At 59.2% G+C, this 12,951-nt stretch carries 7 protein-coding genes; 5 read left to right on the top strand and 2 right to left on the bottom strand.

Annotation, left to right across the window (positions count from 1 at the left end; all coding sequences use genetic code 11):
* Positions 1 to 40: 40 nt before the first annotated feature.
* A complete protein-coding gene (nrdF, locus tag ACSYSO_RS02085) occupies positions 41 to 1,036 on the bottom strand; it encodes a class 1b ribonucleoside-diphosphate reductase subunit beta (protein ID WP_489760403.1) in 996 nt (331 codons plus the stop codon).
* Between the two features lie 436 nt (positions 1,037 to 1,472).
* Between nrdF and ACSYSO_RS02090 the strand changes: the two genes are divergently transcribed.
* The 5 genes from ACSYSO_RS02090 to ACSYSO_RS02110 all read left to right on the top strand — a co-directional run bounded on the left by ACSYSO_RS02090 (position 1,473) and on the right by ACSYSO_RS02110 (position 9,303).
* Positions 1,473 to 2,636 (top strand): ADP-ribosylglycohydrolase family protein, encoded by a 1,164-nt coding sequence (locus tag ACSYSO_RS02090; RefSeq protein ID WP_489760389.1) that lies wholly within the window; start codon positions 1,473 to 1,475, stop codon positions 2,634 to 2,636.
* 5 nt (positions 2,637 to 2,641) lie between these two features.
* Entirely contained in the window at positions 2,642 to 4,204 is a 1,563-nt protein-coding gene (locus ACSYSO_RS02095) for a purine-cytosine permease family protein (protein WP_489760390.1), read from the top strand.
* Positions 4,204 to 5,463 carry a PfkB family carbohydrate kinase gene (locus ACSYSO_RS02100; RefSeq protein WP_489760391.1) on the top strand — a complete coding sequence of 420 codons (1,260 nt, stop codon included), beginning with the start codon at positions 4,204 to 4,206 and terminating at the stop codon, positions 5,461 to 5,463. Before ACSYSO_RS02095 ends, ACSYSO_RS02100 begins: the two co-directional genes overlap by 1 nt.
* Before the next feature lie 142 nt (positions 5,464 to 5,605).
* Positions 5,606 to 6,538 (top strand): thiamine phosphate synthase, encoded by a 933-nt coding sequence (locus ACSYSO_RS02105; protein ID WP_491701915.1) that lies wholly within the window; start codon positions 5,606 to 5,608, stop codon positions 6,536 to 6,538.
* 1,289 nt (positions 6,539 to 7,827) lie between these two features.
* Complete coding sequence (locus tag ACSYSO_RS02110; RefSeq protein ID WP_491701916.1) at positions 7,828 to 9,303, top strand: amino acid permease; 1,476 nt, start codon at positions 7,828 to 7,830, stop codon at positions 9,301 to 9,303.
* A gap of 24 nt (positions 9,304 to 9,327) precedes the next feature.
* On the opposite strand, the gene ACSYSO_RS02115 is transcribed toward ACSYSO_RS02110, so the two are convergent.
* The gene (locus ACSYSO_RS02115) at positions 9,328 to 12,693 is read right to left on the bottom strand and encodes an RCC1 domain-containing protein (protein WP_489760396.1); all 3,366 of its coding nucleotides are present in this window, start codon (positions 12,691 to 12,693) and stop codon (positions 9,328 to 9,330) included.
* Between the last annotated feature and the right edge of the window lie 258 nt (positions 12,694 to 12,951).

Below are 12,951 nucleotides of genomic sequence, written 5' to 3' on the forward strand. Positions count from 1 at the left end.
GTCCCGGGGTCTTTGCTATCTGAAGATTACCTTGCGATGCTTAGAAATCCCAATCGTCGTCGTCGGTGGCTTCCGCGTTGCCGATGACGTAGGATGAGCCGGAGCCGGAGAAGAAGTCGTGGTTCTCGTCGGCCGAGGGGGAGAGCGCGGCGATGATCTCGGGGCTCACCTTGGTCTCGGCGGCGGAGAACTTGGCCTCATAGCCCAGGTTCATGAGCGTCTTGTTGGCGTTGTAGCGCACGAATGCCTGCACGTCGTCGATGAAGTCGAAGCCCTCATACACCTGTGCGGAGTACTTGACTTCCAGGTCGTAGAGCTGCTCGAGCAGGTCGTCGGTGTACTGCTTGAGCATCGCCTTGTCGGCTTCGGTGCGCAGTTCCAGGTGCTTCTGGTACTTGTAGCCCGAGTAGTAGCCGTGGATGGCCTTGTCGCGCAGGATGAGGCGAATCATATCGGCGGTGTTCATCAGCTTGGCGCGGCTGGAGAAGTGCAGCGGCAGGTAGAAGCCTGCGTACAGCAGCAGCGAGGAGAGCATTACGGCGGCGATCTTGCGCTTCAGCGGATCGTCGCTTTGGTACTGCGCCATGACGATGCGCACGCGCTCCTGCACCAGGTCGTTGCCCACAGCCCAGCGGTAGGCCTCGTCGATCTGCTCGGAGGAGCAGAACGTGGAGAAGATGGAGGAATACGACCGCGCGTGCACGCTCTGCATGAAGGCGATGTTGGTGTAGATGGCCTGCTCGTGCTCGGTGATGGCGTTCGGAATCTGCACCAGTTCGCCCACGGTGGCCTGCGCGGTGTCGAGCGTGGTCAGGCCGGTGAACACACGCACGGTGGTGACGCGCTCGTGCTCGGTGAGGCTGTTCCAGGAAGGGATGTCGTTGCTCAGCGGCACCTTCTCAGGCAGCCAGAAGTTGGCGATGAGACGGTTCCACACCTCGAGGTCCTTGTCGTCCTGGATGTTGTTCCAGTTCACGGGGCGGATGCGCCCGTTGGGGTTGTCCTTGAACTCAGGCGGGGTGATGGACTCAGCCATCATTTTGTCGTCGGCGAGCTTGACCTCTTCTGCCATGTTTCCTCCGTGTCTATAGCGTTGAAACGCGCCGGAACGTCGCTCGTGGCGGCCGGGCGGGCGCGCGAACCCCTTACGAACAGGGGCATTCAATGAAGCTCAATCTACCGTATCGAGTAGACGCTGGCGGGGTGGAAAACGGTGTTTTCCGGGCGGAAAAACCGCGAAGCAATGCGCATTGAGGACGGTAGCCCTGAGGTTATGGGATTTGACGAGGCGCATAAAACGTGACGAAAAGAACAAAAATGTGAGGGGTGGTGGTCAGTGGGAGCGCCCGAACTTGACTGTATGACGAGGTGCCAGGAGAGCGATCTATAAAATTTACGAACATGTAAATTTACCCGGTCGAGATAAAGGCGCGTAGCGTGCCGCATATGGGGTGCGGCATATAGTTAGATGTGTGGAGAAGGTGAAGAAAACACAGATTAATCATGCGCTTGGTGCATTGCGGGGCCTAGCGCTTGGAGATGCGCTGGGTATGCCCACGCAGAGTATGAGCGTCACGCAGATCTACCATACGTACGGCACGGTGACTGGTCTGATGGACGCTTCAAGCACTCAGCCTATTGCGCCTGGGATGCCGGCGGGTCATGTGACCGACGATACCGAACAGGCGCTGCTGATAGCATCGCTTATAGCGCAAGGGCATGGCCATATTGACCCGTACCTGTTGGCGCAGAGGCTGTTGGTCTGGGAAGATGGCATGAAAGCTCGCGGATCGCACGATTTGCTGGGACCCTCGACGAAACTTGCGTTGGAACAGGTGCGTGCGGGTGCTGACATCACCACTACGGGGCGTACCGGCACCACCAACGGGGCGGCCATGCGCGTGGCGCCGGTCGGCATCGCTCATAGTGCAGTGCTGCTGACGGAGGGTGTTTCGAGTGCGACTCGCACGAATCCGGAATTTGCCGATTATGTGTATGAATCGTGCCGAGTGACCCACAATACTGAGACCGGTTTCCTTTCCGCTCTGCTGGTGGCGGCTGCTGTGAGCCTTGGCGTGGCCGGGCTGCCGGTTCGTATCGCGCTGGAGCAGGCGCTCTCGATCGCTGAGAGTACGGCGATGCGCGGTGCATGGAGTCCCAAGGCCAATGTGGTCTCCAAGGCGCGGCAGGGAATACGTTTGGCCCGTGCCGTTGCAGACAGTGAGATATCGGCGGACGCGTTCAATCTGCACGCCGAACAGCTGGGCGAGATAGCGGACACGCAAGTCACGCGAGAGCTGGAATTAGAGGAACACCGGTCGCTTGACAGGGCTTTCATTGAGGTGTTGCGAGAGAACTTCGGCACGTCGGTGGAAGCCGACGAGTCGGTGGCGGTCAGTTTCGCTCTGGCATGGCGGTACGCGGACGAACCGCTGAAAGCACTGTTGGGGGCGGCGAATATCGGTGGGGACACCGACACCATCGCTTCCATCGCCGGTGCCATGCTCGGTGCGGCGGCGGGCGCTGATGCATTCCCGTTGGATCTGACGAGTACAGTGGAACGTGTTTCGCAATTGAATCTTGAAGCGGTGGCCGCCTCGCTGGTGGATATACGCCGCGGTGAGTGGAAGGTGTGAGAATTATGGCCGTACTGGCGACTCATGAATCGAATGGTGTGCAATCAGGAGAGGTGGGTGCCGGTACGGGCTCAGCTACTGGGGTGAAGCAGTCCGGTAGTTTGCTCTCCCATGTTGAGCAGCGCGGGATCGAACCGGTTCCTGAAGATCAGCGCAACGGCGGCCCTGGAGAGCTGTTCTGGGTGTGGTTTGCCGCCAACATCTCCATTCTGGGTATTCCCCTTGGTGCCACGTTGATTGCGTTGGGGCTGAACGTATGGCAGGCGCTGCTTGCCACAGCGCTCGGCTCGTTCGGTTCCTTCGCGCTGGTGGGCGTGGTCTCGGTGGCCGGCAGGCGCGGCGGTGCGCCCTCTCTCACCTTGTCCCGTGCTGCGTTTGGCGTGCGCGGCAACGTGGGTCCCACGCTGGTGTCATTGCTTTCCCGCTTGGGCTGGGAGAGCGTGAACACCATCACCGGTGCTTCCGCGCTCCTGTCTTTGTGTGTCATTGCTTTCGGTGTGCCTGCGGGTTACCGTGACAATCCGTGGCTTACCTTCGCTTGTGTGGCCGTGTTCGTGGCGCTTACCGCTGTCATCTCGGTAGCTGGGCACGCGTTTATCGCCACGGTGCAGAAGTGGGCCACGTGGATTTTTGGCGGTCTGACGCTGCTGGTGGCGCTCTACCTTGTCACTACTGTGGATTGGTCCGGCCTGTTCTCCGCCAAACCCGGCCCGATGAGCGCGTTCATCGTCGGCATCGGTACCATCGCCTCGGGCACCGGCATCGGCTGGGTCAATTCGGGGGCGGACATGGCCCGCTATCAGAAAACGCATGTCAAGGCCGGTTCGCTGATTCTTTCGGCGGCGGCAGGTGCCGGTATACCCCTGGTTCTGGTCATCGGCGTGGGGTCGGTGCTCACCGCTGGCGGATCTGGTTTGGCATCAGCGGCTGATCCGGTGGCCGCCGTACGCACGGCACTGCCGGTATGGGTGTCGGTGCCGTACTTGATCGCCGCGTTTGCCGGGCTGCTCATGTCCAACAATCTTTCGGTCTATTCCGCAGGACTGACCACCATTACGCTCGGTGTGCGTGTGCCTCGAGTGGCTGCTGTCTCGCTGGACATCGTGGTCACCACGCTTGCCGCCATGTACTTTATGCTCGGTGCCGACGATTTCTACGGTCCGTTCGTCACCTTTATCTCACTGCTTGCCGAACCGCTCACCGCGTGGGCAGGAGTGTTCTTGGTCGATATGATTTCGCGCCGTACCTACGACCCGGATTCGTTGCTTGACCTGAGTTCACGCTCCAAGTACTGGTATTGGCATGGTATGAACGTGCGTGCGGTGTGCAGCTGGCTGGTCGGTTTGGTAGTCGGATTCCTGTTCGTTACCGCGCAGGTTTCGGACAGCGAAGTTTGGTTCTCTGGTCCTTGGGCGGACACGGTCGTCGGTAAGAACGGCTTGGCGTGGCTGGTCTCGCTGCTGCTTTCCGGAGTGATGTACTGGCTGTGGGGCTTGATCGATGGCAGTGGCAGAAGCGGTGCTGTCTCCTCAAACGGCAACAGCGTTACCGGTGAGGAGCGCGCCTGATGGCACAGCCGTCGATCGTGCATTTGGGGCAGGTGTGCGTTGATATGGCGCTGGCCATTGATCACATGCCGGAGCGCGGTGGCGACTGCTTTGCCGACAGTCAGACCCTGAGTGCGGGCGGCGGATTCAACGTGCTCTACGCGGCACGGCAGATGGGTGCCCCTGCCGCCTATGCCGGAGCGTTGGGGCAAGGGGCTATGGCAGACATAGCCGCTCGAGCATTGCGCGACATCGACGTGCCTTGTACCGGTGCGGTCGTCACCGGGCAGGACACAGGTATCAGTGTGGCCATGACCGAATCGGACGGCGAACGCACGTTCGTTTCCACGCGAGGCGCTGAGACCATGGTGCCGGTTGACACTTACGAACAGTTGGCGATTGAGCCCGGTAGTGTGGTGTACCTGACCGGATATTCGTTGGTGCATGCCGCCAATGCGGAAGCCATCAGACGATTCGTACGCAAGTATCGTGAGCATGCTGGATTTACTGCGTTGTTTGATCCCAGTCCGGTTGTCTCCGACATAGCGCTCGACGACTTGGAAACCATGCGTTCGCTGCACCCAATTTGGTCGGTGAACGAGCGTGAGGCTGGCATATTGTGCGAACGCTTCGGACTTGACTGTGAGCGGCAGGCGGGCGACTGCAGCAGTGATAGCGGTGGCGAAGCGCATCGGGCGAGCGGCGGCACGCGTAAGACGAACGTCGACGCTCAGCGTTGCGAGGAGCTGGCACAGTATCTGGGCAGCTGGGTGATAGTGCGCGTGGGTGCTCAAGGAGCCTGGGTGTGCGATGGTCGAGCAGTAAATGAGTCTGTCGAAACCGATCCTCACGCCGCTCACCGCGCCTCCCTCACGTGTGACGGTCAAGCGATGGGTAAGTCTGTCGAAACACACGGTGGGCATGGTTATCTTGACTGCGGCAGGTGCGATGATCAAACAATCAGTGAGTCTGTAGAAACGGCCGAAGTTGGTGCTGCTGGGATTGCTGATGCTGATGGTTTTGCTGGTAGCAATCCCGATGACGGTATCGCGGGTATCGCGTTGCATATTCCTGCTCACCGAGTCACTGCTGTAGATACGAACGGCGCGGGAGACACACACGCCGGCGTGCTCTGTGCCATGCTGTTGGAAGGCCGCCCCATGCTCGAAGCCGTGCGTTTGGCCAATTGCGCGGCTGCGATGTCGGTATGCGAGCGGGGCCCGGCCACTTGTCCCGGCCGAGAGCGGTTGCTAGAGTGCTATCACAATGCACAACGATGAACCATAAGCTGTGCCAAGCAAACGAATTCGAAGGGGGCACTATGAGACTGACTGACTCTCGTGCCGAGGCCGTGCACGAGGCGCTCGCTGGCCGTATAGATGTTGCGATTGCCGCACAGCGTGAGCGTGGGGATGATGTGGCATGAACCTTGATTCTACTGTGCCCGAGCATATGACCCACATTCCCATCAGTCCCCAATTTCCGTATGCTTCGATGCGAGGACGGTTTGATTTGTCGTCGTGCGTGACGATAAGCGCGCAAGAAGTGCAGCAAAGATCTGCGGCAGCGGTGGTGGATTCGGCGCTCGCAGCTGGCGGAACGTTCATTCGCTTCGATGCTGCACGGGGGAGTACCCGCACGGTTGCTGCGCTTTCGGCTGGCGCGACGCTCATTCGTCTCGATGTAGCTCAGGAGAGCGACCGCACAGTTACTGCGCTCGCCGCTGCCGTGGCGGTGGCTATAGCAAATGCTGGTGTGCGTCGTACAGTGCCACTGCTGTTGGAGGGTCACGTGGATGTGGCTTGGGTGTGCCGGCGTATGGGTATCAAAGTGGATGGCGTGCAACTTGGGCAAGAGGATTTGCAACCGGTGCAGGCGCGCGCTTTGCTTGGTACCGATGCCATTGTCGGCCTTGTGGTCGGTGGTGAAGCGGATGTGGAGGCCGCCAATGCGTTGCCAGATGGGTGCGTGGATTATCTTGCGGTTGATGCGGGTGCGTTCGCCGGCGGGATACTCGGGAGAGAGGTGAGGGGTGCTGCTGGTGCTGCTGGAAACGATGGTAGCACTCAATGCGCGCCCAACAGCGCTGGTGTAGTTACTGTTGACGGTGGTGTCGTTGCTGGCTCTGTTGCTGGTGTCGTCGGCGATGGTACTAATGCAAGTGCTTCCGCTGTTGTTGGTACTGGCGCTGACGCTGCCGTTGGCGCTGGTGATAGTAATACTGTTGCTGGTGTCGTTGATGCTAGTGTTGCCGTTGGTGCTGGTGTCGATGGTGCTGATGCTTCCGCTGTTGGTCTGAGCGAAGCTGGCATATCCGCTTTGCGCAAGTTGAGTCGTGTGCCTGTTGCTTACTAACGGTGCGGTTAAGTGATGATTGTTGGCGGTCGCGTCAAGTTGGGTAAACACGTCGTCGAGTCGTCTACTGACCGCGCGGTTAGGTAATGATTGTTGGGGTTGTACGGTGCGGCCAATCGTGAGTCCGGCAGAACGGCAGTGGTGTTGATTCATACGCATCGCAATCGTCGCATAGCCCATTGGGGCAACAGCAATCTGGTCATTAACGCAGCAGAACCGTCGCTTATTGCCCGTGAGCGTCGGTTATGTTGCGTTGTGTGCGTGTTGCGCGACGGAACCGTCGTTGAGCCTGCGTGAGCGTCGTTTTGGTTGCGTTGTGTATGAGGATAGCAATGGAACCGTTGCCTATTCAACGTGAGCGTCGGTTTAGTTGCGTTGTATGTGAGGAAAGCAGCAGAACCGTCGCCTGTTGGAGGTAAGCGTCGGTTTTGTGGCATAGGTAGGGCAGGTGATGGTGATTCCATCGCGGGCGGATTGGTATTGGATGAGTTGGTGGTTGGGTGGTGTTGGCGTCGGTTTTGTTGCGTTTGGTGTGGGGTGTGCAGCAGAACCGACGCTTATAGAACGTGAGTGTCGGTTATGTTGCGTTGTGTATGGGGATAGCAACGGGATCGTCGTTGAGTCTGTGTGAGTGTCGGTTTGGTTGCGTTTGGTGCGAATTGCGCGGCGGAACCGTCGCTTGCTGGAGGTGAGCGTCGGTTTTGTGGCGTAAGCGGTCATCATGGTGGTGAGGAAATCCACCGTAAGCGTGGTGCCAGTGGGTAACCAATGGTCGCATTCAATGCATTCAACGTTGCAGGTAGGGCAGCGATGCCTTGTTGAGCGCCAAGTGTGATGATTGATTGCAAGTTGTTGTGTGGCGCAAATATCGGCAGAAGCCGGCTATTTCCTGTCGATATTTGTGTCAATGCCCAAAATTGTGACGGTTTCGCTATCGCATGGTGGGATGCACGCATGATACTGCCCCGAGCGCAGCGTTTCGTTATCGCACGGTGGGGTTCCCATCCGATACCGCCCCGAGCGCAGCGTTCGCGGTGATTGCACTATCATCTACTCGGCTGTGCGATGAACATGTGGGCATTTCGTGCGCTGCGAGCCGCAGACGCCTAGGATAAGACTGTTTGCAATGCGCGAAAACGAAAGCGGAGTTTCGGCGGAGTCTTGACAGAACTCTGACGGATTCTTGGCGGAGTCCCGACGGAATTCGACAGTCAAGAATTCTTCGCCGCGCGCGACATGATGCAGCAAAGCACGAACGGGAGGCCCAGTTGACGCGAACCGACACCACTGTGACGACAGGAAACGAACGGCACTCCTCGGGGGTGCAGCGCAACTTGAAAACCCGTCATATCTCCATGATTGCTCTCGGCGGCTGCATCGGTACCGGTCTGTTCATGACCTCCGGATCCACCATCTCCGAAGCCGGCCCGGGCGGTGGCCTTGTGGCCTACACCGCCATGGGTTTGATGATTTACTTCCTCATGACCAGCTTGGGCGAGCTTGCCACCCACATGCCGGTCTCCGGTTCCTTTGCCATCTACAGCTCAAAATACGTCGATCCGGCGCTCGGCTTTGCTATGGGTTGGGACTACTGGCTTAACTGGGCTATCGCCGGTGCGGTGGACATCTCCACAGCCGCCCTGCTCATGCAGTACTGGTTCCCCAACTCTCCGGGATGGGTATGGAGCTTGGCGGTGCTGGTCATCATCTTCCTCATCAACATGCTCAACGTCTCGGCGTTCGGCGAGACCGAATTCTGGCTTTCCCTGCTCAAAGTCGTCACTATCGTCGTCTTTCTTGTAGTAGGCGTGGCCATGATCTGCGGCATCATGTTCCAGCCTGCAGTAGGGCTGAAGAACTTCATGTACAAGGATGCACCGTTCGTTGGCGGACTGCCGGCCATCATGAGCGTGTTCCTGATCGCCGGTTACTCCTTCCAAGGCACTGAAGTGGTTGGGGTCACTGCCGGCGAATCCGACAACCCGGGCAAAGCCGTGCCCAAAGCCATCAACGAGGTGTTCTGGCGCATTCTTCTGTTCTACGTGCTCTCCATCTTCATCATCGCTGCTCTCATCCCCTATACCAGCCCCAACCTGCTCAATGCGTCGGACTCCAACGTGGCCATGTCGCCCTTCACCATCGTGTTCCAGCGGGCAGGGCTGGCGGGTGCGGCCAGCGTTATGAACGCCGTGGTGCTCACCTCCATTCTTTCTGCGGTCAACACGGGTGCCTACGCATCCAGTCGTATGCTCTTCTCTATGGCTGAGCAAGGCTACGCCCCGAAATTCCTGAGCCACACCACGAAACGCGGTATTCCTGTCGCGGCGCTTGCGGCAACGCTGTTGGTGGAGCTGGCGGCGTTTGCTTCGAGCATCTTCGGGCCGAAGTTCTACATGTGGTTGGTCACTGCTACCGGGCTTACCGGGTTTATTGCTTGGATGGGTATTGCGTTGAGCCATCTGCGGTTCCGCCGTGCGTTCAAACTGCAGGGGCATAAGCTGTCGGAACTGAAATATCATGCCAAGTTGTTCCCTCTCGGTCCGGTGCTCGCCTTGGTGATTTGTGCGGTTGTTATTGCCGGGCAGGATATTCAAGGCTTTGCGCAGGGTGACTGGGGGTCCGTGCTATCCACTTATTTCAGTGTCATCTTGGTGGCGGCGCTCTACTTTGGCTATAAAATCAAGCACCATACCAAGATTGTGAAGTTGCGTGACATCGACCTTTCTTCGGCAAGGCCTGATGCCGCCGAAGAACAGGAATCATGACTAAGGCTCACGTGCCGTGCGATGCTATGGACGGCGACGTACCCGCAGTTCGTGCAGCCCAAGCGCGGTGCTTACCAGCAGTACAGCGACGATGGGGCCGGCAAATACAGGAGCCGAATCGCCGGTGAACGGCAGCCTGCTTTGCGGTGGAACAGGAGGGGCGATGAACGTGAACTGCAAGGTTTGCGCGGGTTGTGCCACTCCGTCGAGTTCCCAGTTGATGGTGACCGGATAGGTGCCGGCGGTGTGGCTGGGCGTGGTGACGGTCCATGAAGACGCGTAGTCAGAAGAAGATGCATGGGCGAGGTCGGTACCGTTGGTGCCGCCGAACTGAATGGAGGTCACATGTGCCTGCGCAGTCTGCTGGTTTCTTGTCGGGGCGAGGTAACCGGCGGTGACGCTACCGTTGGCGTTGCGCCCGACGCCTAGTTGACCCGAGTAGTTCTGTCCCCACGAGTATTGCGCTCCATCCTTGGAACGGGCGATGGAATGGTTCTCACCAGCGCTGATGCCGGCGTACGTGGTGTCCGGTTTTCCTGTGGCGGCAGCGGCAGGTGCGGTGACGTTTCCGCCCTGTTTGCCGTTGCCGAGCTCTGCTCCGGCGTTTTTGCCCCAACTGTATGCGTTGCCGGTGGCACTCAGCGCGAGTGAGTGATATTGGCCGGCGCTGATGGCGGTGAAGATCGCCGAGTCTGGAGCCTTCACCGCGGTAAAAGTGGAGGTAAAAGCAGAGGTGGAGGTGTTGCCGGTGGTGCCTAATCCTAGCTGGCCATAGGTGTTGTTTCCCGCAGCGTAGATGGTGCCCGAGGAGCTCAGAGCCAGAGCGTGAATATACCCGGCGCTGATGGCGGTGAATCTGGCGTGGTCTGGAGATGTGACTGCTGCCGGGACGGCGCGGCTGTCTGTGGTGCTGTCGCCGAGCTGACCGGACGCGTTGTTGCCCCAAGAGTAGATGGTGCCCGAGGTGCTCAATGCCAGGGAGAAGGTGCTGCCTGCGGCCACGCTGGAGAACAGGTTTCCAGTGTTCACAAGGTGCGGTGTGGTGTTGTCGTCCAGTGTGCCGTTGCCGAGCTGGCCGCTGCTGCCTTGTCCCCAAGACCAGACGTCGCCGTTGGTGGAGACGGCCAGTGCGAAGCTTTGCCCTGCGCTGATTGAGTTGAACGCTACTGCAATGCCGTCTTTGGTGATGTTGAGACAGGTGGGGGCTGTGCGGGTGGTGGTAGTGCTGTCGCCGAGCTGGCCGTTGCTGTTGTATCCCCATGTCCAGATGTGGCCATCTGTGTCAAGGGCCATGGAGAAGTCATTGCCTGCACTGATTTGCGTGAAACGTACGCCGGCTGGGGCGGCTGCCCTGACCGGGGAGAGAGCCACTGTGGTGGTGCCGTCGCCGACGGCGCCGTTCTGATTGTGTCCCCAAGCCCAGATGGTACCGCTGGTGTCGAGTCCGAGCGTGTGGGTGTAGCCGGCACTCAGCTGTACATAACTACGACCGTTGACCGGAGTAAGGCTTACGGTGGTTTTTCCTGTGCTCGGTCCGGAGTCTGGGCTGATGGTGTACTGATGCCAGTGTGCTCTCAAAGTGAGGCTGGTGGTGACCGGTCTGCTGAAATCGTAGAGGGTGTCACCGTCGTACCAGCCGGCAAAGGCGTGGTTGCCTTTGGTGGGTGTTGCAGGCATGGTGGCACGCATGCCTCCTGAAACCTGTTGGCTTGCAGGAGGTTCGGAGCCGCCGTCGGTATCGAAGGTGACGGTCAGTGGAGCCGCCATGGCGACACGGGTGAAGGTGAAAGGCACTGTGGTGGGCGTTTGTGCCGCGCCGTTGAACGTCCAATTGATGGTCATGGTCACGGTGCCTGGAGCATGGGCGGGGGTGGTGACGCGCCAGCGTCCGGCTGCAGAATCGTACGCCAGTCCTTTGCCGGGGGTGCTGCCGAAGGTGACGGAAGTGAGGATGATGTGGTAGAAGGTATCGCTGGTTTTGGCAGGGTCGGTCAGCATGGTGGTGCCATCAAGCTTGCCTGCTCCGGTCTGCAGGTTGGTGTTGTCTCCCCAAGCCCACAGGTTGCCGTCGCGGTCGAGTGCCATCGAGGTGTTGCCGCCGGCGCTGATGGTGGCGATATGCTGTCCTGTCAGAGCGGTGACCGGAGTTGGGGACGGGGACGGCGTGGTTGACTTGGTGCCGTTGCCCAGTTGTCCGTCGATGTTGCTGCCCCATACGTAGACGTTGCCGTCGCTGCTCATGGCCATGCTGTGCTTTGCTCCTGCGCTGATGGAAGTAAAGGTGACACCGTTCGGCATGGCGAGAGGGGTGGGGGTGAATTGGTTGTCCGCTCCTGTGCCCCACTCCCAAGCGCGACCGTCGTTGCTTAAGGCGAGCGCATGGTTGTCTCCGGCCTGCACGGTCTTGAAGGTGACGCCGGGAACAAGTATGCGGGTGGGGGTGGTGGCTGTTCCGGTTTTTGTGCCGTTGCCGAGGGTGCCGTTTTTGTTGTCTCCCCAAGTCCACAGGTTGCCGTGCACATCAATGGCGAGGGTGTAGTCGTCTCCCGCGGCGATGTCGATGAAGGATAGGCGGGTGTGCACGTTGGCATCGGGGTCGAAGGGGCTGACGATGGTGGGTGTGGAGATTTGGCTGGTCTTGCTTCCGTCGCCGACCTCGCCGCGGGCGTTGTCTCCCCATGCATAGATCAGGCCGTTGCTGCTGAGTGCCAGAGAGTGGCGCATGCCGGTGCTGACCTTGGTGAATGGCGCGGTGGAGCCGGAGATGGTGATGGGGGTGGGTGCGGTGATTTTACCTGCGATTTTGCCGTTGCTGAGTTGGCCTCGCGAATTGCTGCCCCAAGCCCAGATGGTGCCGTCGGTGCTTAAAGCCAGGGTGTGGTTGGTACCGGTGGAGACTTGGGAGAAGGTGACGGGGGTGCCGTCGGTGTTGGTCGCTGGTACTGGTTTGGGGTCTGCGACTTTGGCGGAGGAACCGGGTCCTACATGCGCGTTGACGTTGCTGCCCCAGGCGTAGATGGTCTTGTCTGCGCTGAGGGCCACGCTCGCGGTGGTGCCGGTGCTCACCTGTGTGAAGGTGTATCTGCTGGGTGCGGTGATTTCCACCGAGGTGTTGCCGCTTTCGATGCCTGTGTCTGGGGAGGCGGTGAAAGCGGTGCTGACAGGTTTGGAAGGAACGGAGGCGAGGGGGCTGACGGTGTTGGACGGGGATGTGGCATCGCTGGCGGGGAGAGGCTCAGCTGTGCGTGTTTGAGGTGCTGAAGACGTGGTGTTGGACGAGGTATTGGGTGCGGCTATGGCACAACTGTGGTCGGTGACGCACAGGATTACCGCACATACTGCTGCGGTGAGCGCTGCAATGGTGGTGCGGTGGCGGCGTATGCCATGCATTGCCTGGTGTTGATTGTGCGTGCTGACCATCCTCAAAAATAACCTCATCCAAAATCGGCGTGATGGGCCCATATGGGCATCAACGGGGAATGTGGATAAGGTATCAGTGAAGGATAAGAACAGCGAGAGTCCAATATTAGTTACTTCGATGCAAAATGCCTATAAGGGAACAGTAAGACTATTTCTGTATGTCTAAATTCTTAGAGGTGTGTGAGGTGAGCTACATGAAAATGTGCATCTCTTAGGCAGAAAGTAGAA

This window comes from Bifidobacterium sp. ESL1130, assembly GCF_058507935.1.

Excerpts from the sequence above, each read along its gene's own strand:
- nrdF (WP_489760403.1), bottom strand. The coding sequence starts at position 1,036 with ATGGCTGAGTCCATCACCCCGCCTGAGTTCAAGGACAACCCCAACGGG.
- ACSYSO_RS02095 (WP_489760390.1), top strand. The coding sequence starts at position 2,642 with ATGGCCGTACTGGCGACTCATGAATCGAATGGTGTGCAATCAGGAGAG.
- ACSYSO_RS02100 (WP_489760391.1), top strand. The coding sequence starts at position 4,204 with ATGGCACAGCCGTCGATCGTGCATTTGGGGCAGGTGTGCGTTGATATG.
- ACSYSO_RS02105 (WP_491701915.1), top strand. The coding sequence starts at position 5,606 with ATGAACCTTGATTCTACTGTGCCCGAGCATATGACCCACATTCCCATC.
- ACSYSO_RS02115 (WP_489760396.1), bottom strand. The coding sequence starts at position 12,693 with ATGCATGGCATACGCCGCCACCGCACCACCATTGCAGCGCTCACCGCA.